This window comes from Paenibacillus rhizoryzae (assembly GCF_059686995.1).
Map to the genome: position 1 here is coordinate 211,336 of NZ_JCAALT010000003.1, position 26,562 is coordinate 237,897.

General features: G+C 49.9%; 26 protein-coding genes and 1 other annotated feature. Of the genes, 25 read left to right on the forward strand and 1 reads right to left on the reverse strand.

Annotation, left to right across the window (positions count from 1 at the left end; genetic code table 11):
* Nucleotides 1-143 precede the first annotated feature (143 nt).
* From AC6ESO_RS09735 to AC6ESO_RS09815, 17 genes are all read left to right on the forward strand, one after another.
* Entirely contained in the window at nucleotides 144-1,148 is a 1,005-nt protein-coding gene (locus tag AC6ESO_RS09735; RefSeq protein ID WP_497091620.1) for a methionine ABC transporter ATP-binding protein, read from the forward strand.
* Complete coding sequence (locus tag AC6ESO_RS09740) at nucleotides 1,145-1,822, forward strand: methionine ABC transporter permease (RefSeq protein ID WP_497091217.1); 678 nt, start codon at nucleotides 1,145-1,147, stop codon at nucleotides 1,820-1,822. The genes AC6ESO_RS09735 and AC6ESO_RS09740 overlap by 4 nt, the downstream gene beginning before the upstream one ends.
* Before the next feature lie 43 nt (nucleotides 1,823-1,865).
* Entirely contained in the window at nucleotides 1,866-2,723 is an 858-nt protein-coding gene (locus AC6ESO_RS09745; protein WP_497091218.1) for a MetQ/NlpA family ABC transporter substrate-binding protein, read from the forward strand.
* A 192-nt stretch (nucleotides 2,724-2,915) separates the two neighbouring features.
* A complete protein-coding gene (locus AC6ESO_RS09750; RefSeq protein ID WP_497091621.1) occupies nucleotides 2,916-3,311 on the forward strand; it encodes a GntR family transcriptional regulator in 396 nt (131 codons plus the stop codon).
* Complete coding sequence (locus tag AC6ESO_RS09755) at nucleotides 3,308-3,997, forward strand: ABC transporter ATP-binding protein (protein WP_497091219.1); 690 nt, start codon at nucleotides 3,308-3,310, stop codon at nucleotides 3,995-3,997. The genes AC6ESO_RS09750 and AC6ESO_RS09755 overlap by 4 nt, the downstream gene beginning before the upstream one ends.
* Nucleotides 3,994-4,821 (forward strand): hypothetical protein, encoded by an 828-nt coding sequence (locus AC6ESO_RS09760; RefSeq protein WP_497091220.1) that lies wholly within the window; start codon nucleotides 3,994-3,996, stop codon nucleotides 4,819-4,821. The genes AC6ESO_RS09755 and AC6ESO_RS09760 overlap by 4 nt, the downstream gene beginning before the upstream one ends.
* Nucleotides 4,822-4,836: 15 nt before the next feature.
* Nucleotides 4,837-6,051: a hypothetical protein gene (locus tag AC6ESO_RS09765; protein ID WP_497091221.1), complete on the forward strand. Its 1,215-nt coding sequence runs from the start codon at nucleotides 4,837-4,839 to the stop codon at nucleotides 6,049-6,051.
* Nucleotides 6,052-6,216: 165 nt separating this feature from the next.
* Nucleotides 6,217-6,999: an RNA polymerase sporulation sigma factor SigG gene (gene sigG / locus AC6ESO_RS09770; protein ID WP_090573745.1), complete on the forward strand. Its 783-nt coding sequence runs from the start codon at nucleotides 6,217-6,219 to the stop codon at nucleotides 6,997-6,999.
* Nucleotides 7,000-7,149: 150 nt separating this feature from the next.
* A complete protein-coding gene (locus AC6ESO_RS09775; RefSeq protein ID WP_494818777.1) occupies nucleotides 7,150-7,425 on the forward strand; it encodes a YlmC/YmxH family sporulation protein in 276 nt (91 codons plus the stop codon).
* Between the two features lie 97 nt (nucleotides 7,426-7,522).
* A complete protein-coding gene (gene pgeF, locus AC6ESO_RS09780) occupies nucleotides 7,523-8,371 on the forward strand; it encodes a peptidoglycan editing factor PgeF (RefSeq protein ID WP_497091222.1) in 849 nt (282 codons plus the stop codon).
* Nucleotides 8,372-8,374: 3 nt separating this feature from the next.
* Nucleotides 8,375-9,100, forward strand: a complete 726-nt coding sequence (locus tag AC6ESO_RS09785) for a YggS family pyridoxal phosphate-dependent enzyme (protein ID WP_497091223.1) — start codon at nucleotides 8,375-8,377, stop codon at nucleotides 9,098-9,100.
* 61 nt (nucleotides 9,101-9,161) lie between these two features.
* The gene (locus tag AC6ESO_RS09790) at nucleotides 9,162-9,608 is read left to right on the forward strand and encodes a cell division protein SepF (RefSeq protein ID WP_091219483.1); all 447 of its coding nucleotides are present in this window, start codon (nucleotides 9,162-9,164) and stop codon (nucleotides 9,606-9,608) included.
* A 7-nt stretch (nucleotides 9,609-9,615) separates the two neighbouring features.
* Nucleotides 9,616-9,879 carry a YggT family protein gene (locus AC6ESO_RS09795; protein ID WP_494818780.1) on the forward strand — a complete coding sequence of 88 codons (264 nt, stop codon included), beginning with the start codon at nucleotides 9,616-9,618 and terminating at the stop codon, nucleotides 9,877-9,879.
* Nucleotides 9,879-10,661, forward strand: coding sequence for a YlmH family RNA-binding protein (locus AC6ESO_RS09800; protein ID WP_497091224.1), 783 nt, complete (start codon nucleotides 9,879-9,881; stop codon nucleotides 10,659-10,661). Before AC6ESO_RS09795 ends, AC6ESO_RS09800 begins: the two co-directional genes overlap by 1 nt.
* A 131-nt stretch (nucleotides 10,662-10,792) precedes the next feature.
* A complete protein-coding gene (locus tag AC6ESO_RS09805) occupies nucleotides 10,793-11,290 on the forward strand; it encodes a DivIVA domain-containing protein (protein WP_494818782.1) in 498 nt (165 codons plus the stop codon).
* A 67-nt stretch (nucleotides 11,291-11,357) separates the two neighbouring features.
* Nucleotides 11,358-11,662: a binding site (T-box leader), on the forward strand.
* Nucleotides 11,663-11,713: 51 nt separating this feature from the next.
* Nucleotides 11,714-14,809, forward strand: a complete 3,096-nt coding sequence (ileS, locus tag AC6ESO_RS09810) for an isoleucine--tRNA ligase (protein WP_497091225.1) — start codon at nucleotides 11,714-11,716, stop codon at nucleotides 14,807-14,809.
* A 125-nt stretch (nucleotides 14,810-14,934) separates the two neighbouring features.
* Nucleotides 14,935-15,261: a DUF5665 domain-containing protein gene (locus AC6ESO_RS09815; RefSeq protein ID WP_494818784.1), complete on the forward strand. Its 327-nt coding sequence runs from the start codon at nucleotides 14,935-14,937 to the stop codon at nucleotides 15,259-15,261.
* 32 nt (nucleotides 15,262-15,293) lie between these two features.
* Here the strand turns inward: AC6ESO_RS09815 and AC6ESO_RS09820 are convergent, their stop codons facing one another.
* Nucleotides 15,294-16,010: a TraR/DksA C4-type zinc finger protein gene (locus AC6ESO_RS09820; protein WP_494818785.1), complete on the reverse strand. Its 717-nt coding sequence runs from the start codon at nucleotides 16,008-16,010 to the stop codon at nucleotides 15,294-15,296.
* A gap of 177 nt (nucleotides 16,011-16,187) precedes the next feature.
* On the opposite strand from AC6ESO_RS09820, the gene lspA reads away from it, so the two are divergent.
* From lspA to carB, 8 genes are all read left to right on the forward strand, one after another.
* The gene (lspA, locus tag AC6ESO_RS09825) at nucleotides 16,188-16,712 is read left to right on the forward strand and encodes a signal peptidase II (RefSeq protein ID WP_494818786.1); all 525 of its coding nucleotides are present in this window, start codon (nucleotides 16,188-16,190) and stop codon (nucleotides 16,710-16,712) included.
* A complete protein-coding gene (locus AC6ESO_RS09830) occupies nucleotides 16,684-17,628 on the forward strand; it encodes an RluA family pseudouridine synthase (RefSeq protein WP_494819224.1) in 945 nt (314 codons plus the stop codon). The genes lspA and AC6ESO_RS09830 overlap by 29 nt, the downstream gene beginning before the upstream one ends.
* Nucleotides 17,629-17,738: 110 nt before the next feature.
* Nucleotides 17,739-18,974 (forward strand): LL-diaminopimelate aminotransferase, encoded by a 1,236-nt coding sequence (locus AC6ESO_RS09835; RefSeq protein WP_494818787.1) that lies wholly within the window; start codon nucleotides 17,739-17,741, stop codon nucleotides 18,972-18,974.
* A gap of 368 nt (nucleotides 18,975-19,342) precedes the next feature.
* Nucleotides 19,343-19,876 (forward strand): bifunctional pyr operon transcriptional regulator/uracil phosphoribosyltransferase PyrR, encoded by a 534-nt coding sequence (gene pyrR / locus AC6ESO_RS09840; protein ID WP_494818788.1) that lies wholly within the window; start codon nucleotides 19,343-19,345, stop codon nucleotides 19,874-19,876.
* A gap of 14 nt (nucleotides 19,877-19,890) precedes the next feature.
* Nucleotides 19,891-20,796, forward strand: a complete 906-nt coding sequence (locus AC6ESO_RS09845; RefSeq protein WP_497091622.1) for an aspartate carbamoyltransferase catalytic subunit — start codon at nucleotides 19,891-19,893, stop codon at nucleotides 20,794-20,796.
* Nucleotides 20,797-20,828: 32 nt separating this feature from the next.
* On the forward strand, nucleotides 20,829-22,124 hold the full coding sequence (pyrC, locus tag AC6ESO_RS09850) for a dihydroorotase (RefSeq protein ID WP_497091226.1): 1,296 nt from the start codon (nucleotides 20,829-20,831) through the stop codon (nucleotides 22,122-22,124).
* 30 nt (nucleotides 22,125-22,154) lie between these two features.
* A complete protein-coding gene (gene carA / locus AC6ESO_RS09855; protein WP_494818790.1) occupies nucleotides 22,155-23,300 on the forward strand; it encodes a glutamine-hydrolyzing carbamoyl-phosphate synthase small subunit in 1,146 nt (381 codons plus the stop codon).
* Nucleotides 23,287-26,505 carry a carbamoyl-phosphate synthase large subunit gene (gene carB / locus AC6ESO_RS09860; RefSeq protein ID WP_494818791.1) on the forward strand — a complete coding sequence of 1,073 codons (3,219 nt, stop codon included), beginning with the start codon at nucleotides 23,287-23,289 and terminating at the stop codon, nucleotides 26,503-26,505. Before carA ends, carB begins: the two co-directional genes overlap by 14 nt.
* Nucleotides 26,506-26,562 lie beyond the last annotated feature (57 nt).

Below are 26,562 nucleotides of genomic sequence, written 5' to 3' on the forward strand. Positions count from 1 at the left end.
AACTAGAAACTCATTCCAGTGACAATGAAGCCAAAAATTGTTTATAATGCTTGTTGTTCTTTCAAGCCGGGCATCAGATTGATAATGAGGGAACAGGGTATTCTAGCGATAACGGCATAGATGGATGGCAGGAGGTTTTACCGCTGATTGAGCTCTTAGACATAAGTAAGTCATATAGCACGGGCAAGACGAATGTGGAAGCAATCAAAAGCATTAGTCTTACTATAAATAAAGGCGAAATATTCGGCATCATCGGGCATTCAGGAGCAGGGAAAAGCACATTGCTGCGCTGCGTGAATCTATTGGAACGGCCTACTTCAGGGTCTGTGAAGGTTGGAGATGTAGAGTTAACGAAGCTCTCAACTACACAGCTGCAGCAGGAGCGTCGCCGCATTGGGATGATTTTTCAGCATTTTAATCTGCTCTCCATGGCGACGGTTCGCGATAATATTGCTTTCCCGCTGGAATTGGCTAAACAATCGAGGTCAGCGATCAAGCAAAGAGTGGACGAGCTATTGAAGTTAGTAGGCTTGGAGCAGCATGCAGATAAATATCCCGCTCAGCTGTCAGGCGGTCAGAAACAGCGTGTCGGCATAGCAAGAGCGCTTGCCAACAATCCGGATGTGCTCCTCTGCGACGAAGCAACCTCAGCGCTGGATCCGCAGACGACTAATGCGATTCTATCGCTTCTGCTTGATATAAATGAGAAGCTTGGCATTACGATTCTTCTGATCACGCATGAGATGCATGTCATTCGTTCGATTTGCGATCGCGTCGCTGTCATTGACGGGGGAGAAATCGTAGAGATGGGGGAAGTGCTGGACGTATTCCTCAAGCCGCAGCATGCCATTACGATGGATTTTGTCAGCCAAATTGCAGATTCCTTCGATCCGCGCGAGCTGATCGGTACGCGCAGCGGTCGACTTGTTAAGGTAAACTATGTCGGCGAAGTAACATACGAGCCGCTTCTGTTTAATGCGGTTAAATCCACTACGGTGGAATTTACGATTTTGCAGGGGACGGTTTCACGTATGAAAAATACACCGTATGGCCAGCTTGTGATCGAATTTATCGGCAATGACCGTGAGATTGACGAAGTACTTGCGGGTTTGCGCGGTAAAGGGCTGGAAGTAGGTGAGCTGAAATGATCCTAAAACAGGGAATCGATTGGTCTGATGTTCGCTGGGAGGAAGTTTGGAAGGCGACTAAGGATACATTAACTATGCTAGGCGCCTCTTTGCTGTTCACTATCATTCTTGGCTTGATTTTGGGTGTAGTTTTATTCCTGACCTCCAGAAGACAGCTGCTGGAACAGCGTGTCGTCTATGCGGGACTTTCGCTTGCTGTTAATATTCTTCGCTCTGTCCCATTCGTTATTCTCATGATTATGATCATGCCGCTTACGAAAGCCCTAACAGGCACAACGCTAGGCGTGCAAGGCTCTATTCCGCCTTTGGTGATCGCTGCGGCTCCGTTCTTCGCAAGGCTTGTGGAGACGTCGCTGCGTGAGGTTGACCGCGGCGTTATCGAAGCCGCACAGTCGATGGGGGCTTCCCGCATGGACATTGTAAGACGCGTGCTGCTGCTTGAAGCAAGGCCGGGTTTGTTAGCGGCCATTACCATAACAGCGGTTACGCTCGTTTCCTACACGGCGATGTCCGGTGTAATCGGAGGCGGCGGTTTAGGTGACCTGGCGCTGCGATACGGGTATCAGAGATTTCAGACCAGCGTCATGATTGTCACGGTAGCATGTCTAATTATTTTGGTTCAGATCCTGCAGATGGCCGGTGATTATCTGGTACGCCGATTTAGCCGGAAGTAAGGTGAACAGCATAGAAAGCTTTATACAGACGGAGGAATGAAGAATGAAAAAGGTAAGTTTTGCACTATTGCTTCTAGTGCTCGTTGTGGCATTGTCCGCATGCGGAGCCAAAAATAACGAAGCGAACAATTCGAACGCAGGCAATTCGGCTGCCAATAATGGCGGTAATGCTCCTCAAGAAGTAACCCTTAAGGTTGGCGCGACGCCGGTACCGCATGCTGAAATTCTTAATTTCATCAAGCCGGTACTGAAGGCTAAAGGCATTAATCTTGAAGTTGTAGAATTCAATGACTACGTACAACCGAACACGCAATTGTACGAGAAGCAATTGGATGCTAATTTCTTCCAACACACACCTTACCTGGAGCAATTCAACAAAGACAAAGGGTATGATCTGGTCAATGTTGCCGGCGTCCATATTGAGCCGTTCGGTGCTTATTCGAAGAAAGTGAAAAGCGTAGACGAACTGAAAGACGGCGCTAAGGTCGTTATTCCGAATGATCCGTCCAATGGCGGCCGTGCACTGGCGTTGCTTGCAGCAAACAATGTCATTAAGCTGAAAGACGGCGTAGGCGTTGCTGGTACTGTTCATGATATTACGGAGAACCCGAAGAACCTGAAAATCACAGAAGTTGAAGCCGCGACGCTGCCACGGGTTCTGGATGAAGTGGACCTGGCTTTGATCAACACGAACTATGCACTTGAAGCAGGTCTTGTTCCAACGAAGGACGCACTGTTCATCGAAGGCAGCGATTCACCCTATGTGAATATTGTTGTTGCTCGCCCGGATAACAAGGATTCGGATGCGATCAAAGCATTAACAGAAGCGCTGCAATCGGCAGACGTGAGGAAATTCATCGAAGACAAATACGAAGGCGCGATTATCCCGGCCTTTAAATAATACAAATATAATCAGAGCACTGTCTCTCCCGAACCTAATCGGGGGCGGACAGTGCTTTTTATTTTGCCGAAACAAGGCAGTTGACAAGGCAGTGTACTACGGGTATAGTACACGTATAAGGTGTATGAACTAAGTAGTACACACACTTCAAAAATACGGAGTTGGATATGGATGAACAATAGTGATGGCAGCGTGGATGTGAAATTCAATACCCGAGATCCGGTCTATTTACAGGTGGTCAAACACTTCAAGGAGCAGATTGCAACCGGGCGATTAATGAAGGGGCAAGTGATTCCTTCCCGCCGCGAGATTGCAGGGGCACTCAAGATAAATCCGAACACCGCCCAGAAAGCTTACAAAGAAATGGAGGAACAAGGCTTGATCGTTACGGAAGGCAACTCCCCGAGTCGTATAACGACGGATGAACAAATACTTAGTTTGATTCGCAGTGAACTCATTACGGATGCCGTTGATGCATTCGTGCAATCTATAGCCAATATCCAAGTTCCGGTCGATGAGCTGCTTGCAATTGTAAAGACCAGCTATTCCAAAGCCGCAAATGGTGGAGAGAAGGAGGTACAGTCATGATTGAAGTGAAATCGATCCGTAAAAAATACGGACGTAAGAAGGTGTTGTCCGATGTATCCTTCTCGGCTAAGAAAGGCGAAATTACCTGCTTAATTGGGATTAATGGTGTCGGTAAGTCAACCATCTTGAAAGCGATTATGGGGCTTACGCCATTAGATGCCGGGAGCATTACGATTGATGGCATGACCATCGGCAAACAAATCTATGAACATATCGCCTATGTGCCGGACAATATCACGATGCCGCCGTCGATGACCGTAGCAGCAAGCATGCAGTTTATGAAGGACTTCTACACATGCTGGAATGAAGCTCGCGCGGAAGAGATGCTAACGTTCTTTAAACTGAACCGCAAGGATCGGATCAGTGAACTGTCCAAAGGGAATACGGCTAAGCTGAATCTGCTGCTGGGTTTGTCCCTTGATGTTGATTATGTGCTCATGGATGAGCCGTTCTCCGGTATTGATATTTTCAGCAGGGAACAAATTGCTTCGGTCTTTACCAGCCATCTGGTTGAGGACAGAGGCGTTATCATTACGACCCATGAAATCAACGACATCGAGCATTTGATTGATGAAGTTGTGCTTCTAGACAATGGTGTCGTGAAGAGTCAGTTCAACTGTGAAGCGATGCGGATGCAAGAAGGCAAATCGGTCATGGATGTTATGAGAGAGGTGTTTTACGGATGAATCGCTTTTTGAAGCTGCTCCATATGGAGGTCACGCGTTTTTGGAAGATTTATATATCGTTGTTCGCTCTGACGATAGTGATGCAGGGACTCGGAATCGTTATTATGTGTAATCGGTACATGGATCAGGTTAATGAATCAAATACAGGTTCCATCGCCAAATATGTAGCAGAGAACGGGAAGACTAGTTTCTCGGTGATACTCAGCCAAGCGAATCTGTGGTTTCTAAGCCCTATTGCGCTCTGTATTGGCGGGCTTTCCTTATATGTGTTCCTGATTTGGTATCGGGAATGGATGGGGAAGAACTCATTTATTTACCGGCTGCTTATGCTGCCAACGGCCAGACATAATGTGTATTTGGCTAAACTCGGTGCGATATTGATTTTTGTACTTGGTTTGGTGGCTTTCCAACTGTTAATCCTGCCGCTTGAATACAAACTCTTTGATTCGATAGTCGACGAGGGATTGCGGAACCAAGAATCGCTGTCGTTCATCATTCAAACGCACTCTATACTGCAGGTATTGATTCCATACTCCTTCACCGAATTTGTGCTTTCTTACGGGTCAGGCTTGCTCGCAGTCATTATTTTATTCACAGCCATCCTATTGGAGCGGAGTTATCGTTTCAAAGGTATTATCGCAGCAGTGCTCTACATTGGTCTTACTATTCTGATCTTGGCGCTGCCGGTTCTCATTTCGAATCGAAACGAAAACTATTTGTATCCGATTGAGCAATTCGTGATAGAGCTTGTTGTCGCCATACTCGTAGGGGCTATGTCGCTTGCAGTCAGCTTCTACTTAATGAACAAGAAAGTAACGGTATAAGGAGGTATAGAGAAAATGAAACGCTATTGGTTCTCCACACTGCTCGTCATCTTCATCCTTGCGAGCGTCTGCACTTATTATGTGAGAGCGGCTACCCGAAGCTTGCCGGAATATCGACTCGAAACCATATCGGGTGATGATAGAGAAGCAGCAAATCTGGTGCTGTACGGATCTGAAATCAATGAAGGCACGCTCGAGATTACTTCGAAGGGCAGCGCATTTGACAGCCAGAAGTCATTATTCGAACGGAAGTACTCGATTACGGAGATGTACAAATTTAGCCCGGACATCCTCAAGCTGATTAAAGAACATCGCGGCTTTATGCGTGGGAAGCGGGCTTACTCCGTTTTCTATCAAGACGAACAGCACTTGGCTTATGCCGGAGTGAACAGCGGCAGCCAGCGTAATGATGGTTCACGGAGCATGAGCTTCTCTTTTGATCTGCTGAACTTGAAAACAAAGGAGAAGAGCGGCTTTACAACGAAGCTTCCAAACAATGAGAACTATAATTGGGTGAACGTTAACAATATTCAAGTAGAAGATCACACGCTGAAAGTATTGACTACCAATTCAAATAAGAGCAGCGCAAACTCGGCAGACGGTCCTCTTCAAGAGGTTCACCTGTATACCGTTGATTTGAAAGAAAAGCAAATCGTTCGCGACGATATTGTTTTAGCGGACAAGAAGGCAGAGGATGGGACCGTGGTTCATTACATCATGGAGCAGCCTATTCACTCGTCCCTTCCTACGGAGCAGATGATTTACAAGCAGGATACGGTGAAAGTTACGAAGAATAAAGAAGGCGATCAAACCACGGAGACGGGAAAAGAAGAACTGTTTACTTACAACCTTAAGACAGGACAATCGCAAGCAATCCCGGCTTTTACTAGCAGCGATTTGCTTGGTTCGCAGTTATTTGTTGACGGTGATACGGTCATCCTCTTCACTCAAGGCGGTAATTCGGTTTCTGTAAAACGGTACAGCATTAGTAAGAAAGACTCGAAGCAATTCGAAGTTCCTTTGGTTACTGGCAGCAATCCAAACTACGTGTTATCCGGCGATCGAATTTATACAATTTCGACGAACGGCGAGTCAAAGGATGTAGCCATCATCGATCTTTCGAAAGGTGAATTGGTCTATACGGGTTCCGTTACTGTCAATGAATCAGGCGCAGAACGCAAGAAAATGATGCAGCGCTTGAATGTGTACTCCCTTTACTTGAATAATTAGTACGAAATTGTTTCGCAAGCAAGCCCTCGGAATCACTCCGGGGGCTTGGTTGCGTTTACATCGCAGGTCAGCTTTGAGAATGACTTTCTTCTTGCGGGAGGGGGAATAAATTGGGGGGGCAAGGAGATACTGAACATTAATGTTTCTCCTTGGGAGGTAATCACGTTGACCCGAAACAAAGTCGAGATTTGTGGAGTGGATACCGCGAAACTGCCTGTCCTCACTAATGCGGAGATGCGCGAGCTATTTACCGCATTGCAAACGCAAAATGAGTGGGCAGCAAGAGAGAAATTAGTCAATGGCAACTTGAGGCTAGTGCTTAGTGTGATTCAACGGTTTAACAACCGCGGGGAATTCGTCGACGATCTCTTCCAAGTCGGCTGCATCGGCCTCATGAAAGCAATCGACAATTTCGATCTCAGTCAGAATGTTAAGTTTTCCACCTATGCGGTTCCGATGATTATCGGTGAAATCCGCCGTTATTTAAGGGACAATAACCCGATTCGTGTGTCGCGTTCATTGCGTGATATCGCGTATAAGGCACTGCAGGTGCGGGACAGCTTAACGAACAAAAACTCAAGGGAGCCGACGATTTTTGAAATTTCCGAGGCGCTGAACGTTCCGAAGGAGGATGTCGTTTTTGCGCTCGATGCCATTCAAGACCCGGTATCATTGTTCGAACCGATTTATCATGATGGGGGAGATCCCATCTATGTGATGGACCAAATCAGCGATGACAAAAACAAAGACGTGTCATGGATCGAGGAGATCGCTCTTCGAGAAGCGATGCACAAACTAAATGAACGCGAGAAAATGATTCTGTCGATGCGCTTCTTCGAAGGGAAAACGCAGATGGAGGTAGCCGACGAAATCGGCATCTCACAAGCGCAAGTATCCCGTCTCGAGAAATCTGCCATCCAACAGATGCAAAAGCATGTTAAAACGTAAATCGACCAAAGTGAAACGGCGCCTAGCGCCGTTTTTTTGCTTTGTGTCCGAAAAGCTATAATTACTGGCAAGCAGGACATTTTGCCCATTTGGCACATATAGTGATAATAAGGTGATGGGCAGTTCTCTCGGAAGCGTGGTGAACGGTTAATGAAAATATCGGATTTTCAGACGAAGGACGTTATCAATATCGTAGATGGACGCAAGCTCGGGCAGGTCAGTGACTTGGAGCTGGATTTGCGGCAGGGACGCATTGACTCCATCGTTGTACCGAACTATTCCCGTTTCTTCGGCTTGTTCGGAGGCGGCACAGATGTGGTGATCCCTTGGCGTAATATTGTGAAGATCGGCACAGATGTCGTACTCGTACGGATTGATGATGCAAAGGTGTACCGGACGGAGGAAGACGATGTGCAGGTTCGATAAGCGCGTCAGACTGCCGTTTGATAGGAGCCTTGCGGGCGGATGGCCGCTCGCAAGGAGGCTGGCATGCGTGGTACACTGGTAGTGAGGTGATTGAATCATGGAACCGTTTAAACATGTTGATACAGCGAAGAGCCCTTCGCTTTTTTTATTGCCACAATGGATAGAGCGGTTTGATGGATTAACCGTCGGATTCACCGGCAGGGAAGGCGGCGTCAGCCATGCGCCTTGGCAATCATTGAATTGCGGGCTTCATGTTGGGGATGCGCCTGATGATGTTGTACGTAATCGCAGTTTATTGGCAGAGTCGCTAGGCTGGCCGTTCGAAGCATGGACCTGTGCGGAGCAAGTGCACGGCAATCATGTCCATATTGTCGATGCAAATGACCGAGGCAAAGGCAGAGCGAGCCGTGCGTCCTCGATTGCGGATGCCGACGCGCTAGTGACCGACCAGAAGAATGTACTGCTTACTTCCTTCTACGCGGATTGTGTGCCGCTTTATTTCTTCGATCCTGTTCGCGAAGTCATTGCGCTTGCCCATGCCGGCTGGAAAGGGACCGTGCTGGAAATCGCCAGGCTGACCGTCGAACGCATGGTCTCGACCTTCGGCTGCGATACGGCATCCATTCAAGCAGCGATTGGTCCATCTATAGGGATGTGCTGCTATGAGGTGAATGACGTTGTGCTTAATCGCGTGCTGCCTTTAATCGCGGACTTAAAAGCGAATCCAGCCGACATGGTCGTGCCGACCAGCCAAGGAAAAGCTAGGATAAACTTGAAAGAATTGAACCGACAGATTATGATAAAAGCAGGAATTTTGCCGAGCCGTATCGAATGTTCAGATTGGTGCACCGGTTGCGCAACGAATCTGTTCTTCTCTCACCGAGTCGAAGGCGGAGCGACTGGCCGAATGGTGAGCTGGATCGGCATGAAAGAAGGAGACAAGTAAGGCGTGACGACTTTATCGCAGCGTATTGAAGATGTGGAACGGCGGTTGGCAGAAGCATGTGCAAGAAGCGGCCGGCAGCGTTCGGAGATTGAACTGATTGCAGTAACGAAGTATGTAGGTGTACCCCAGACGCAAGCAGTCTTGCGGCAAGGTCTCGTTCATATGGGTGAGAATCGCTGGCAGGATGCGGCAGAGAAGTGGAACGCGATTACAGGCAGCCAGTGGGATGCAAGCTTAGAACATGCGCCGTCCGGACAAGCTGTATGGCACTTCATTGGGTCACTGCAAACGAATAAGGTTAAAGAAGTCATAGGGAAATTTACATACATCCATTCCTTGGATCGTCTTTCATTAGCAGAGGCAATCGAGCGTAAGGCTGCGCAGCTTGAGATCAAGGTCCCATGCTTTATTCAAGTTAATGTATCCGGCGAAGACAGCAAGCATGGTCTACAGCCTGAAGAACTGATCCCTTTCGCCAAGCAGCTAGAGGCCTTTCCTCATATCGAGCCGGTTGGGCTGATGACGATGGCGCCGCTTGACGGCGAAGCCGAGCAATCCCGTCCCGTATTTCGCGGGCTAAGACAGCTTCGCGACGAACTGAACCGCAGCGCTGTATTGAGCAAGCAGGTTCACGGTTTGTCGATGGGCATGTCCGGAGATTTCGAGGTTGCTGTAGAAGAAGGCGCAACATGGTTAAGACTAGGAACGGTACTGGTAGGTCACAGCTAAGGCTGCGTTTCAGCAAATGAAGAACTGGAATGCAAATTATGAGGGAAAGAAGGCGACGGGCATGATGAATAAATTTATGAGCTTTCTCGGCCTGCAAGAGGAAGAGGAAGTCGTAGAACGTGAACGAATCGACAATCATGACGAACAAGATAATGAAACTTCTCCCTTTGAGCAACGTAAACAACCTGCAAAGGGAAATAATATCGTCAGTATTCATTCGCAGAAGAATGTGCGCGTTATTCTGAACGAACCCCGTTCGTACGAAGAAGCACAGGATATTGCGGACCACTTGCGCTCGCGTCGTTCAGTTGTCGTGAACCTGCAGCGTGTTCGTTCGGATCAAGCAGTGAGAATCGTTGATTTTCTCAGCGGTACGATTTATGCGTTGAACGGCGGCATTTCAAAGCTAGGTCCTAATATTTTTCTTTGCACGCCCGACTCGGTTGAAATTCAAGGCGCAATAACGGAAATGCTGGCAGATGAGCAAGATTACAAAAAAATGAGGTGACCTTGAGTTGGACGTAGCAAATTTAATCTTAACCCTATCACAGATTTATCAGTATATGATCATTGCTTACGTGCTGTTGTCATGGCTGCCGAGCCTGCGTGAGAGCTTTATCGGCGAATTACTGGGTAAGCTGGTTGAGCCGTATTTGGCGCCATTCCGCAGATTTATCCCAAATATCGGAGGCGTGATTGATATCTCCCCGATCGTAGCTTTGTTTGCGCTTCGTTTCGTGGCCCTGGGACTGATATCGGTCATCGATATGTTTATCTAATGAAAAACGAAATCTATGTCCATTTCCATCCGGATGAGCGGCCCTTCGTGGACCGCGCCTCGGAATGGATAGAACGAGCAGCGTTCGGTCACGAAGTGAAAGTGACCGATTTTCTCGATCCAAGGCAGGCCGATATCGTAGCGTCGCTAGTGAATCGGCGTGCAGATGTTGGTCTTCGCTTTGTAGGCGGCTATGAAGGCGCAGAGCGTAGACGGGCAATTATTGCGCCTGATTACCGTGATCTCGACAGTGAGCCTGAAGGGATTGCTTTAATCGAAGTAACCGGCGGCACGCAAGGTCATTTGGAGCTCGATCATGGCGATTACCTGGGAGCGCTTCTTGGTTTAGGCATCAAGCGTGATCGCATCGGTGACCTTCATGTACATGGAGATAGCTGCCATTGTTTAGTCGTCTCGGAAATAGCCGATTATATTAATATTCATTTACGACAAGTCCACCGTGTTCATGTCCTTACGGACATCCTTCCTCTGGATCAGCTGCGGCCTGCGGTTTCCGCCATGGAAGAGATGAATTTGTCGGTGGCTTCTTTGCGTCTTGACGGGATTGCCAGCGATGTACACCGGATCAGTCGATCCAAGATCGTGGATCCCATCAGGGCAGGACGTTGCCGCGTCAATTGGAAAGTAGAAGAGGATCCTTCCGCGCAATTGAAGGAAGGCGACGTCGTTTCGATGCAAGGGCTTGGCCGATTCAAAGTGCTTCTTGTAGAGGGTGTTACGAAGAAAGGCAGAGTTCGGGTCAAAATCGGCAAATTTATCTGATCGTTTGCAGGAAAATGACTCCATCTGTCGAAATTAGAAGTAAACTCAGGAAGGATAATGCTTAAGGCGCTAGTCCCATACGGGGATGGCCTAAGCATGATCCCCTTCGACTACAATCAGGAGGTGCGCCAATGCCGCTTACGCCATTGGACATACATAACAAGGAATTTGGCAGACGACTTCGCGGGTACGATGAAGATGAAGTAAATGAATTTCTTGATCAGGTCATTAAGGACTATGAGGCGCTCATTCGCGAGAACAAAGAAATTCAGAATCAAGCACTATCCATGCAGGAGAAGCTGAATCACTTCTCCAACATTGAAGAAACGCTAAGCAAAACAATCATTGTGGCGCAGGAAGCGGCAGATGAAGTGAGAAGCAATGCGAAGAAAGAAGCGCAGCTGATCGTCAAAGAAGCCGAGAAGAATGCAGACCGCATCATCAATGAGTCGCTTAGCAAATCCCGTAAAGTGGCGCTTGAAGTAGAGGAGCTTCGCAAACAAGCTTCGATCTATCGTGCCAGATTCCGGACGCTCGTAGAAGCACAGCTTGAGCTGCTTAGCCATGACAGCTGGGATACATTGGATGGCCCGCCAAGCATTTCGAGTGAAATCGCTCGCGGCGTGTAAATTTTGCCGCGATTGGTTTGACAATTGTTTAGGAATCGCGTATAAATGGTAATAATCAATCTATACGATCAGTTCGTTGACGAGAACGAGTACGTTTCTGTTAGCTCTACAGAGAGCCGGTATTTGCTGAAAGCCGGTGTGTGAACAGTTGCGGAATATCCTCTCCGAGAAGAACTGCCTAACCTTATGGACGCCATAAGCAGTAAGCAGTTCCGGAAGTCCACCGTTATGAGGAACTCGGATGCATGCATCCGTGACGAAGGTGCCAAGCATAGCGGCGCGTCCATTTGCCATCTCGCGAAGAGAAGGTAGGAGGAACGTGGCTAAACTTGGAATTAGGGTGGTATCGCGAGCTATAGTCTCGTCCCTTTACAGGGACGGGGCTTTTTTTATTTTCCAGGAGAATGAAAGGGGTTTGAGCGTATGCAACGCGTCGATGTCAAAGAGAAAGCAAGAAGTCGGGACTCGCGAGTACTGGCCAAGTGGAGAGAAGAAGAGACGTTTAAGCAGTCGATTACGAACCGGGAAGGCAAGCCGAATTTTGTTTTCTATGAAGGGCCGCCAACAGCGAATGGCGCTCCTCATATCGGTCACGTGCTGGGACGCGTTATCAAAGACTTCATCTGCCGCTACAAGACGATGGATGGCTATCGCGTAGTTCGTAAAGCAGGCTGGGATACGCATGGATTGCCCGTAGAGCTTGGCGTGGAGAAGCAGCTGGGGATCTCCGGTAAACAGGAAATCGAGAAATACGGTGTAGAAGCTTTCATTACGAAGTGCAAAAACAGCGTATTCGAATATGAGCGTCAATGGCGCGAACTGACGGAAGCGATCGGCTATTGGACCAATATGGATGATCCGTACATCACGCTGAACAACAACTACATCGAGAGCGTATGGCATATTCTATCGACGATCCACGGTAAAGGACTGCTGTATCGCGGTCACCGCGTTAGTCCATATTGCCCTTGCTGCCAAACGACACTAAGCTCGCATGAAGTTGCACAAGGGTACGAGGATGTCAAAGATCTTAGCGCCACAGTAAAATTCAAGCTCGTGGACTCCGATGAATATGTTCTCGCTTGGACGACAACGCCTTGGACGCTTCCGGCGAACGTGGCCCTTGCCGTTAATCCAAATTTGGATTATGCGCGCGTGCTGAAGGATGGTCAAGTTTATATCGTCGCTGAGGCGCTTGTTGAGAGTGTAATGAAAGGCGAATTCGTCATCCAATCGACTTTAAAAGGGTCAGAGTTGGTCGGTAAGAAATACGAGCCGCCATTCAATTACGCACAAGTCGAGAACGGTCATTTCGTAATCCCAGGCGATTTCGTCAGCGATACAAGCGGTACAGGTATCGTTCACATTGCTCCGGCACACGGTGAAGATGACTATAAAGTCGCTCGTCAAAATGGTGCCAGCTTCTTGAATGTGGTGGACAATGCAGGTCGATATGTCGACGCCGTAACGGATCTGGCAGGACGTTTCGTGAAAGAATGCGATGTCGATATCGTCAAAATGTTAAGCGAACGCGGCTTGCTCTTCTCCAAAGAGCGTTATGAGCACAGCTATCCATTCTGCTGGCGCTGCAAAACGCCGCTGATCTATTATGCGACAGACAGCTGGTTCATCGAAACAACAGCAGTGAAAGACCAATTGATCGCTAATAACAGCGGCGTGGAATGGTACCCGGGTCACATCCGCGAAGGCCGTTTCGGTAAATTCCTGGAAGATCTCGTTGACTGGAATATCAGCCGTAACCGATACTGGGGAACGCCGCTGAACGTTTGGATTTGCGATAGCTGCGGCGGGCAGCATTCACCGGGCAGCAGAGCGGACCTGGTTGCACGCTCCACATCGCCGATCTCGGAAGATATTGAGCTTCATAAGCCGTACGTGGATGAAGTGAAACTGAACTGCCCGCATTGCGAAGGCGGCGTGATGGCACGGACTTCCGAAGTTGTCGACGTTTGGTTCGACAGCGGCTCTATGCCATTCGCGCAATACCATCAACCGTTCGAGAAACAAGAGATTTTCGCTGAGCAATATCCGGCGGACATCATTTGCGAAGGTATTGACCAAACGCGCGGCTGGTTCTTCAGCTTGCTGGCCGTATCTACGCTGTACAAAGGTAAGGCACCGTACAAAGCGGTTATTTCCACCGGCCACATCCTGGATGAGAACGGACAGAAGATGTCCAAATCCAAAGGGAATGTTATCGATCCTTGGGAAATCATTAACGAATACGGCACAGACGCATTCCGCTGGGCGCTGCTGGCTGATAGTGCGCCATGGAACAGCAAACGGTTCTCGCGTGGAATCGTAGGTGAAGCGAAATCCAAAGTAATCGATACGATCGTTAATACGCATGCATTCTTCGCTTTGTATGCATCGATCGACGGTTACGACCCTGCTGCCCAACCGGCACGCCTATCCGCTAATAAGCTGGATCGCTGGATCGTATCCCGCTTGAACAGCTTGACTGCTCAAGTGAACAAGAGCCTGTCCGTCTATGACTTCCTCAATGCTGCCAAGGGCATTGAAACTTTTGTCGACGAGATGAGCAACTGGTATATCCGTCGTTCCCGTGACCGTTTCTGGGGCAGTGGTCTGACAGACGACAAGCTGGATGCTTACGGCACGCTTCGTACCGTCTTGCTTACGGTTTCTCGCCTGATCGCACCGTTCGCGCCGCTGGTAGCCGAAGATGTGTATACGAATCTCGGAGACGGCAGCAGCGTACATCTGGCGGATTATCCGAAGGCCGATGAAGCGGCAATCGATGAAACGCTGGAGCGCGATATGGAAACAGCGAGACAAATCGTTGAGCTTGCTCGCAACGTCCGTAATGAAACGGGCATTAAGACACGTCAGCCTCTATCGGAGCTTATCGTAGCGCTGGACAATGAATTCGACCTGTCGCCATATGAAGCGATCATCAAGGATGAAATCAATGTGAAGACGATTACGATTGCCAGCGGCGACACCGGTTTCGTTGACTTTGCGTTTAAGCTGAACCTCAAAGTAGCCGGCAAGAAATACGGCAAACATGTCGGACCGATCCAAGGCTACTTGAAGTCGCTGACTCCGGAGCAAACGAGCGGCATTATGAAAGCAGGCGTGCTGACATTCGCATCACCGGACGGGGAGTCGCTTGAGATTGCGCTTGATGAGCTGCTCGTTGAGAAGCAGGCTAAATCCGGTTTTGCATCGGCATCGGGTTATAATTTGACGGTTGCTATCAATACCGATATCACTCCGGAGCTGGAGCAAGAGGGTTTAGTACGGGAAGTGATCCGTGCTGTACAGGACACGCGTAAGAAGCTCGATCTTCCGATTGAGATGCGTGTACATCTTGTTTTGGATGTCGATGCGGAGCTGCTTGCGGCACTGCAAGCCTTCGAATCCGTGCTGTTCGAAAGCGTCCTGCTGCGCAGCGTGGAGTATGGCAGCCAAGCGGATATGGAACGCGTATCGCTCGGAGATAAAGAGATTGGAATTTCTGTCGTAAGGGTATAGTAACCTCATAGCAGCAAACAACACGAACGCCCATGAAGACGAACGGCGAGCGGCATATTTGCCGCTTCCGAACCGCTGCATGGGCGTCGTTCTTGTTTGCTTCAAGCCCTGGGGAGGGATCCTTCATGACAGAAGAAAATAAAGATTTAGTCGGCGTCCGCCACGCCTTGGATGCCTTGGAGAAACGGCTGCAGAAGGTTGCCGTAGAGATGGAGCGATCGCAAATCGCCGATTATGTGCTGCTCCTTAATCGCCCGTACTCGCTCATGTGGCGCAATTTGCTCGGCGGCACTGCGCGGGGCGTCGGGATCGCGATTGGCTTTACGTTCTTTGCGGCAACGATTCTCTATGTGCTGCAGCTGCTTGGCGCACTCAACTTGCCGATCATTGGTGACTATATTGCAGACATTGTCCGCATCGTACAGCATCAGCTGGAAGGGAAGACTTATTAATTTAAGGGGTAGGGGAATTAGTCGTCATCGCTCTATTGCTGTTCGAGCATATGATCGCCTTCCTCATGCTCCATATAATCATAATATTCCCGATTGCGGACAACACTGATATGTTTGCCTGTAATATCCGTTGCCAGGAAGCTTTCGAGCGGCTCCACGTAGCCGTCCGGTTCATCGGCTTCGATGCCGATCTCTTCGTATGAACGAACATTGGCGTTCTCCGACATGGCCGGTGAATCGGAGTTGCCCCAGCTCTCGACGATTTGCCAGGCATCTTCGCCATCGAAGCCGTTGTATCCATCTTCATGCTCATCCATGCTGGAGCGGCCAAAGCCGGGTGCAAGGAATTGTTCCTCCACCGGACGGTGCTCCGAAATGTCTTGTCTTGGTGAATGCGCAACACAGTACAGCGAATCAGGCAGTGCTTGCAGCCGTTCGAGCGGTATACTGCTCCCGCATGTAAGGCAGCTGCCATAGCTGCCTTCCTCGATGGCGGTTAATGCAGCTTCAATGCGGCTTAGATGGAGTTCTTCCTGCTCATGAAGCGCAAGGTCTTTGCCGCGCTCATAAGTTTCCGTAGCCGCATCCGCCGGATGGTTGTCATACGATGACAAATCACCGGATTCATCCTTAAGTGAGGCGGAGAATCCGTAATGCTCGCTGCTTGCTAGCCGCTGTTCAATCGCCGCTTTCTCTACAACAAGGCTGCTGCGTAGATTTCGCAGCTGGGTGTTCGTAAGGTTCGTCATGATAAGTGCCCTCTCTTCGCATTGGCATGATGGCATACTTTCTGTCGTTAGTTTCCCAACAAAGCCGATGTTTTAGAGGCGGGTATTCATGGATGAATTGGCAAGGGCATACGGAATTTGTCCTAGTCTGTATTAGCTCTCCTATGCTACAATGTTGAGGACAAGGGGGCATATGCGATGAAATATTATTACTATTGGCTAGCGGTTGTTGTATTCGTAATTGACTATTTTACCAAACAATGGGTTGAGAAAAGTCTTACGATCGGTGAAACTAAGCATGTGCTCGGCGATTTCTTTATTCTAACTTCCATTCGAAACAAAGGTGCCGCGTTTGGAATTTTGCAAGAGCAGCGTTATCTGTTTATTTTGATTACGCTTGTTGTTGTAGGTGGCATTGTATGGTATATGATGAAGAACCGCGACTCTGGTAAAGCTTTGCTTCTGGGAGGTCTTGGTCTCGTACTTGGCGGCGCACTTGGCAACTTCTTGGAGCGCGCACTGTATGGCGAGGTTGTCGATTTTCTTCAGTTTACGTTTGGCAGCTATGTATTCCCCATCTTTAACATCGCCGATTCCGGTATTTGTATCGGTGTAGGTATGATTTTGCTGGATGCGATCCTGACATCCAAGAGAGAGAACGGAGATTCAAATTCAAATGGACAAAAAGAACCTAATGGACAAGGGCACCAATTTATTCAATGATGAGCCCATGAGTTTTACCGCGGATGATGCGGATGCCGGTGAACGGCTTGATAAATTCGTAACGGAAAGTATTGAAGAAGGCTCTGTTTCCCGTACAATGGTGCAGGATTGGATCAAATCCGGCGCCGTACTGGTAAATGAGCGTCAAGTGAAAGCGAATTACAAGCTAGCCGTGGCCGACGTGGTCACGGTTATTATTCCTGAGCCGGAAGAAGCCGTTATTGAAGCGCAGGACATTCCGCTTGATGTGGTTTACGAAGACAGTGATGTAATCGTGATCAACAAACCGCGCGGCATGGTTGTTCATCCTGCACCGGGGCATTACTCCGGTACGGTCGTGAATGCCCTGATGTTCCACTGCAAGGATTTGTCGGGAATCAACGGTGTGCTTCGCCCAGGGATCGTGCACCGCATCGATAAGGATACTTCCGGCCTAATTATGGCTGCGAAGAACGATCTGGCACATGCTTCACTGGCTGCGCAGCTCAAAGCCCACACGGTGACGCGAAAATATCTTGCCCTCGTGCACGGGACGATGCCGCATGAGCATGGAACCGTTGATGCGCCGATCGGGAGAGATCCTCAGGATCGCAAGGTGTTCATCGTTACGCAGCGCGGCAGTAAGGAAGCCATCACGCATTTCCAAGTGGCGGAGCGTCTTGGTGATTTCACGCTGCTCGAGCTGAAGCTGGAGACGGGTCGGACGCACCAGATCCGCGTGCATATGAAATACATCGGGCACCCGCTTGCAGGCGATCCGATTTACGGACGTAATAAGACGATCGGTCTCAAAGGACAGGCGCTGCACGCGGCCGTTCTTGGATTCGACCATCCGCGCACAGGCGAATATATGGAGTTTTCTGCACCGATTCCGCCTGACATGGAGCATGAGCTGATGATTTTGCGTCAACGCTAGTTGTGGAATAGTACAAACTTTTCACTAATTTCTTTATGTGGTTCAAGGCTTACGTTGCGCTATGATGATAACAAACTGTAAGCAGTGACAATGAAAGGTGAGATGGATCGATGACTCAAATCAATCACAACTATACGCAGCTGCAAGGGAGCTACCTGTTCTCTGAAATCGCTAAGCGCCGGACTACATTTATTCAAAACAACCCAAATGCTCAAATTATCAGCCTCGGCATTGGCGACGTAACACGTGGATTGCCGGACGCGGTAACGAAAGCGATGCACGCTGCAGTTGATGAGCTGGCTAATCCGGGTTCGTTCCGCGGCTATGGCCCGGAGCAAGGTTATGACTTCCTCATTAACGATATCATCAACAACGACTATAAAGCGCGCGGCATCGACATTGCGACGAATGAAGTATTCGTCAGCGACGGATCTAAGTGTGACGTGGGTAACATTCAAGAGATCTTCAGCCAAGATGCTGTTATCGCGGTTCAAGATCCGGTATACCCTGTATACGTGGACACGAACGTAATGGCTGGCCGTTCCGGCAAGTTCAATAAAGAAACGAACCAATACGAGAACATCGTCTATCTGAAATGCGACGCGTCGAACAACTTCACGCCTAGCCTGCCGGAGCGCAAAGTTGACCTGATCTACTTGTGCTACCCGAACAACCCGACAGGGATGACGCTTTCGAAGGAAGAGCTGAAGCGCTGGGTTGACTTCGCGAAAGCGAACGACTGCATCATCTTGTACGATTCGGCTTACGAGGCATTCATTCAAGAAGCGGATGTTCCGCGCAGCATCTATGAAATCGAAGGCGCGAAAGAGGTAGCGATCGAATTCCGCAGCTTCTCCAAAACTGCCGGCTTCACCGGTGTTCGTTGTGCGTACACTGTTGTTCCGCGCGAGCTGAAAGCAAAAGATGCAGACGGCAACGTATTGCTCGTTAACGATCTATGGAACCGCCGCCATACAACGAAGTTCAATGGCGTCTCCTACGTGACACAACGCGGTGCTGCAGCAATCTATACGCCGGAAGGCAAAGAACAAATCGGCGCGATCATCGATTACTACATGACGAATGCGGGAATTATCCGTGAAGGTCTTGCATCGCTTGGTCTTGAAGTGTTCGGCGGCGTAAACGCTCCGTACATCTGGCTTAAAACACCGAACGGTCTGGACTCATGGGCATTCTTCGATAAGCTTCTGTCGGAAGCGAATATCGTAGGTACACCGGGTGTAGGCTTCGGTCAAAGCGGTCAAGGCTATTTCCGCCTGACAGCGTTTGGCAGCCGAGAGAATACAGAAAAAGCGGTTGAGCGGATTACGAAGCTCAGCTTGTAACAAAGAAACTTACGCAGGCGTCCTCGGACGATGCGTAAGTTTTTTCTTTATAGAGAAATATACATACTATCGCATATTAATCCGAATACGGAGCAAAAGAACCTTGACAGCTTTTGTCGAACGTGGGATAATTCTTTTGATAAACAATATGTACCTTTAACTCAGTCCAGAGAGGCTGGCAAGGTAACGTGAATCGTTTATTCGCTTCTTATAGCAGGACAACTTCCCACTCGCGCTGTGTGCGCAAGTGGAGCTTGTCTAACGGCTGAGATGCGAAACTAATGAACGTGAAACTCCTTGCGCACCCGCAGGGAGTTTTTTTTGTGGCCAACGTTGATTGCATTGACTCAAGGAGGCGGAAGAAGCGCATGGATGAGCAGCATCGGATCATAATGGATGAGACGGCAATACGCCGCGCGCTTACTCGAATCGCCCATGAAATTGTCGAAAAGAACAAAGGAATCGACAATTGTGTACTCGTAGGGATTCGAACGCGCGGCATCTATTTGGCACAACGTATCGCAGAACGCATTCACGAAATTGAAGGCTTCCCGGTAGAAGTGCAAGAGCTAGACATTACCTTGTACCGCGACGATCGAGAAGCTGGAAGCTCGGCTGCTACGCATGGCAATGCGACTTCGGTGAGCGTGAAGAACAAACGAGTCATCCTATTCGATGATGTCCTTTACACTGGCAGAACGATCCGGGCAGCCATGGATGCGCTCATGGACTGCGGCAGACCGCAATCCATACAACTTGCCGTACTGGTTGATCGCGGCCATCGCGAGCTGCCGATTAGACCAGATTATGTAGGGAAGAACGTACCGACCTCTAAACAGGAGCAAATCGAGGTTTTTCTCCAGGAAGTCGACGAGAACGATCAAGTGACGATTATCCATTAAGGGGGTAGGCTTTCATCATGACAACCGCAACATTAGTCAGGCAGCGAAGCTTGCTGGGACTCAAAGAACTAAGCAAAGAAGAAATCAGCTCCATCTTGGACCGAGCCGCTTACTGGGAGGCAAGTTCGAATAAAGTCGAACAGGTTCAGCAAGGCAAGTTTGTAGCGAATATGTTTTTTGAAAACAGCACGAGAACGAGATTTTCCTTCGAGGTTGCCGAGAAACGACTCGGTACGGAAGTGCTAAACTTCTCCGCCGCGGTTTCGAGCGTACAGAAGGGCGAATCGATTTACGATACGGTGCGCACGCTTGAATCCATGGGTATCGACGCAGGCGTTATCCGGCTTAAGCCAATCGGCGTTCTGGCCGAGCTGGCACAGAAAATTAAAGTGCCATTAATTAATGCAGGCGATGGAAACAACGAGCATCCGACACAGGCACTGCTCGACCTATATACGATGCGTAAGCAGTTCGGAGAACTCAAAGGGCTGACGGTTTCGATTATCGGAGATATCCAGCATAGCCGAGTAGCACGCTCCAATTTGTACGCTTTGCAGAAGTTTGGCGTCAATGTCCGCTTCTGCGCCCCAGAGACGATGAAGGCAGCAGAGCTTGATGCGCCCTATGTTTCCATGGAAGAAGCGCTTCGCTCCGACGTTGTCATGATGCTTCGCGTACAGTTGGAACGCCACGAGAGCGGCATTCTAAGTTCAGCGGAATCCTATCGCGAGCAATTCGGATTGACCGAAGAACGGGCAGCGACATTAGCGCCGCACGCCATCATTATGCACCCGGCGCCAATCAATCGCGACGTTGAAATCGATGATGCGCTGGTCGAACATCCGCAATCACGCATTTTCCCGCAAATGGCCAATGGCGTACCGATTCGGATGGCGGTCATCGAACGAGCACTAGCATAACTAACTGTGGAAGCCGAAAGGAGAAAACGATCATGGCAATATGGATTTTAAACGGACTCGTTTGGGACGAACAGACAGGTGAGACAGCACGAAAGCACGTTCGAATTGAGAATGGACTGATCGCTGCGATTGCCGATGCGGCTTCCGGTGAGCCGGATACTACAGGCCACGACATTATTGATGCACAGGGAAAGCTAATCTCCGCAGGTTTTATCGACATGCATGTGCATCTGCGCGAGCCGGGCTTTGAATATAAAGAAGATATCGCAAGCGGTACACGCTCCGCGGCAAGAGGCGGCTTCACGACAATCGCCTGTATGCCGAATACGCGTCCCGTAACGGATACGCCCGAGACAGTACGCTACATACTGGATAAGGCTAAGAGCGCAGGAATCGTTAATGTGCTGCCCTATGCAGCCATTACGAAGAACGAGCTTGGCCGCGAGCTGACAGACTTCGCAGCGCTCAAAGAAGCAGGCGCAATCGGATTTACCGATGACGGCGTTGGCGTACAGAACGCGCAAATGATGAAAGATGCGATGAACCTGGCTGCTTCGATGAACATGCCGGTTATCGCACACTGCGAAGACGATTCGCTCGTAGTTGGAGCAGCAGTAACGGAAGGCAAGTTCTCAGCAGCGAACGGACTTAAAGGGATTCCGAACGAGTCCGAAGCGATCCACGTTGGACGCGATATTTTGCTGGCAGAAGCTACCGGGGTTCACTACCATGTCTGCCACGTGAGCACGGAGCAGTCGGTACGCCTGATCAGAATGGCTAAACAAATCGGCATTAAAGTAACCGCTGAGGTTTGCCCGCATCATTTGATTCTCTCCGATGAGGATATCCCAAGCATGGATGCCAATTGGAAAATGAATCCGCCGCTGCGCACGCCGCGCGACGTACAAGCGGTTATCGAAGGTCTTGAAGATGGCACGCTGGACATGATCGTAACGGACCACGCGCCGCACAGCGCGGAAGAAAAGGCACGCGGCATGATGCTGGCACCTTTTGGCATCGTCGGTTTCGAAACGGCATTCCCGCTTATGTATACGAAATTCGTCAAAACAGGCAAATGGTCGCTGGGCTTTTTGCTTAAACGGATGACATCAGACCCGGCGCGCGTCTTCGGACTTCGCAGCGGCGTTCTGGAAGCAGGCGCACCTGCTGATCTGACCATCGTCGATATCGAGAATGAGCGTGAGGTTAACCCGGAGAGCTTCGCTTCGAAGGGTAGAAATACACCATTTGGCGGCTGGAAGTTGTCCGGCTGGCCGGTAGTAACAATCGTAGACGGAAATGTGGTTTGGACAGAGCTTCAAGAATAGTAAGCAACTTGATAACTAGGAGTGATACGGATGCAAGCAAGATTGTTGTTAGAAGACGGCACGCTGTTTACAGGACTCGGCTTTGGCGCTGAGGGTCAATCCGCCGGCGAGGTTGTTTTTAATACAGGGATTACAGGTTACCAAGAGGTGCTTTCCGATCCGTCCTACTGCGGACAGATCGTAACCATGACCTATCCATTGATCGGGAACTACGGCATTACACGCGATGATTTCGAAGCGGTACGCCCTTATATTCACGGCTTCGTCGTTCGCCGCCATGAGCCGGTGCCAAGCAACTGGAGAGCGGAATACACGCTTGATCGTTTGCTGAAGGAATACGGCATCATCGGAATCAGCGATATCGATACGCGGATGCTGACTCGTAAGCTGCGTCACTACGGCACAATGAAGGGGATGCTGACAACAGGCAATGAGCGTATTGAAGAGCTTGCTGAGCGTCTATCCCTGACACCGCTGATGCGCGATCAAGTAGCTCGCACTTCGACGAAGAGCATTTTCTCAAGCCCGGGCGAGCGCGAGCGTATCGTACTGGTTGACTACGGCGCGAAGAGCGGTATCCTCCGCGAGCTTACGAAGCGCGGCTGTGATGTAGTCGTTGTTCCTCACGACACAACAGCGGAGCAAATCCGTCGCCTGAACCCGGACGGCATTCAACTGTCTAACGGCCCTGGGGATCCGAAGGATGTTCCACACGCTGTCAAAATGATTCAAGAGCTGCTTGGCGAATACCCGATCTTCGGAATCTGCCTTGGCCATCAACTGTTCGCACTTGCTTGCGGCGCCGATACAGCTAAGCTGAAATTCGGTCACCGCGGCGGTAACCACCCGGTTAAAGAACTGGCGTCGAGCCGCTGCTACATCACTTCGCAGAACCATGGGTACACGGTTCTTGAAGATTCCGTAGCCGGAACGAAACTGGAAGTGACGCATATCAACAACAATGACAAAACAATCGAAGGCTTGAAGCACAACGAATTCCCTGCCTTCTCGGTTCAATACCATCCGGAGGCTGCACCGGGACCTTACGATTCCAGCTACCTGTTCGATCAATTCCTAGAGATGATTCGTGCACATAAAAGAAACAACCCGCAAAAACCTCGTCAAGCACAATTGGCGGCATCATTGAGAGGAGAGCTGCAATATGCCCAGAAATAATAAGCTGAAAAAAATTCTCGTTATCGGTTCCGGTCCAATCGTCATCGGGCAAGCTGCAGAGTTCGACTATGCAGGCACGCAAGCCTGCCAAGCGCTTAAAGAAGAAGGCTACGAGGTTGTTCTGATCAACAGCAACCCGGCTACGATCATGACGGATACAAACATGGCTGATAAAGTATACATCGAGCCGATTACTCTTGAATTCGTCACTCAAATTATCCGTCAAGAACGTCCGGACGGTTTGCTGCCTACACTTGGCGGCCAAACGGGTCTTAACATGGCTGTTGAACTGGCGCGTGCCGGCGTACTGGAACGCGAGAACGTTCAACTGCTTGGTACACAGCTTACAGCAATCGAGAAAGCGGAGGATCGCGATCTATTCCGCGATCTGATGCGCGAGCTGGAGCAGCCGGTACCTGAGAGCGTCATTGTTACAACGGTGCAAGAAGCTGTGGATTTCGCTAACGAGATCGGTTACCCAATCATTGTTCGTCCGGCCTATACGCTGGGCGGAACAGGCGGCGGTATTTGCGCGAGCGAAGAAGAGCTGCTTGAAACGGTTGCATCCGGTATCCGTTACAGCCCAATCGGCCAATGCTTGATCGAGAAATCGATCGCAGGCATGAAAGAAGTCGAGTATGAAGTTATGCGTGATGCGAACGATAACTGTATCGTCGTGTGTAACATGGAGAACTTTGATCCGGTTGGCGTACATACGGGCGATTCCATCGTCGTAGCGCCTAGCCAAACATTGTCCGACCGCGAATATCAAATGCTTCGTTCGGCGTCGCTGAAGATCATCCGCGCACTGAGCATCGAAGGCGGCTGTAACGTCCAGTTCGCACTGGACCCGTTCAGCTACCAATACTATGTTATCGAAGTAAACCCGCGCGTAAGCCGCTCTTCGGCGCTTGCGTCCAAAGCGACCGGCTACCCAATCGCGAAGATGGCTGCCAAGATCGCAATCGGGTACACGCTTGACGAAATCGTCAACCCGGTAACCGGTCAAACCTATGCATGCTTCGAGCCAACACTGGATTATATCGTATCCAAGATCCCGCGCTGGCCGTTCGATAAATTCATTTCGGCGAACCGTAAACTGGGCACGCAAATGAAAGCGACAGGCGAAGTTATGGCGATCGGCCGTACGTTCGAAGAGTCCATTCATAAAGCGGTTCGTTCCCTGGAAATCGGCACGCACCGTATTCACTTGAAGGATGCGCACGAGCTGCAGGACGATGTGCTGCGCAATCGTCTGGCAAAGCCGGATGACGAGCGGATGTTCCTCGTAGCGGAAGCATTCCGCCGCGGCTACAAGCTGCAGGACATTCAAGATTTGACGAAAATCGACTGGTGGTTCCTTGATAAAATCGAAAGCATCGTCGCATTCGAAGCTGAGCTTCGCAGTGCAGTTGTGCTGACGAACGAGCAGCTGTACGCTGCAAAACGTAAAGGCTTCTCTGACCGCTCCATCGCAGAGATCCGTCGTGAAGGCAATCAAACGACATTCACGAACGAGCTGGAGCTGCGTCAGCATCGCCTTGCGCAAGGCATCAAACCGGTCTACAAAATGGTTGATACTTGTGCGGCGGAGTTCGAAGCAACGACGCCTTACTACTACTCGACGTATGAAGTTGAGAACGAAGTAACGGAAACGACGAAAGAGAAAGTGCTCGTGCTAGGCTCCGGCCCGATCCGGATCGGCCAAGGTATCGAGTTCGATTACTCGACTGTACATGCGGTATGGGCAATCCAAAAAGCCGGCTACGAAGCAGTTATCATCAACAACAACCCGGAAACGGTATCGACGGATTTCAGCACTTCCGACCGACTGTACTTCGAGCCGCTCTTCTATGAGGATGTTATGAACGTCATCGAACAAGAGAATCCGATTGGCGTTATCGTTCAATTCGGTGGTCAAACGGCGATCAACCTTGCAGCTCCACTAACTAAAGCAGGCGTTCGGATCTTGGGCTCCAGCCTGGAGAGCATCGATGCTGCCGAGGATCGCAAGAAATTCGAAGTGCTTCTGAATGAGCTGAACATTAAACAACCGAAAGGCAAAACAGTCATTTCCGTGGATGAAGCGGTTGAGACTGCACAAGGCCTAGGTTATCCGGTGCTTGTTCGTCCGTCGTACGTCCTGGGCGGACGTGCTATGGAAATCGTATATTCCGACGAAGAGCTTCTCACTTACATGGTGCAGGCGGTCAAAATCAATCCGGAGCATCCGGTACTGATCGACCGTTACATGCTGGGTAAAGAAGCAGAGGTTGATGCGATCTGCGATGGCGAAACGGTTCTGATCCCGGGGATCATGGAGCATGTTGAACGCGCAGGGGTTCACTCCGGCGACTCGATCGCAGTATACCCGCCGCAATCCATTTCGACGGAATTGCAGCAGAAGATGGTCGACATCACGATCAAAATCGCTAAAGGCTTGAACGTAATCGGGTTGGTTAACATCCAATTCGTTATCTTCCAAAACGAAGTATACGTAATCGAAGTAAATCCGCGTTCCTCGCGTACGGTTCCGTTCCTGAGCAAAGTAACGAACATTCCGATGGCGAACCTGGCAACGAAGGCAATCCTCGGCGAGAAGCTTGCGGATCTTGGTTACGAAACGGGTCTATGGCCGGAAGATGACTATGTATCGGTTAAAGTACCGGTCTTCTCCTTTGCGAAGCTGCGCCGCGTTGACCCTACGCTGACGCCGGAAATGAAATCGACCGGCGAAGTTATGGGCCGCGATCAGCAATATGCGAAAGCATTGTACAAAGGCTTGGTTGGCGCTGGCATGCGTATCCCGCCAACAGGCTCCATCATTGCAACGGTAGCGGATAAAGATAAACCGGAAGCCATTGAAATTCTACGCGGCTTCTATGAGCTGGGTTATAACATCATCGCAACGGGCGGCACTGCAACATCGCTTGAAGAAGCAGGACTGCGCGTACAAACGGTGAACAAGCTGAGCGAAGGCTCGCCTAACATCTTGGATCTGATCCGCGACGGTCAAGCGCACTTCGTAGTGAACACGCTGACGAAGGGCAAGACACCTGAGCGCGACGGGTTCCGGATTCGCCGTGAAGCGGTTGAGAATGGCGTCGTTTGTATGACATCGCTCGATACCGTTCGTGCGCTGCTTAACATGCTGCAAACCATTAACTTCTCCTCGCGTCCAATGCCGGTACTGGCACAGAAATAACCAATAGAATGGCCGTAATTGGCCGCGAAAGCCTGCCTTCAAGCAGGCTTTCGCCAT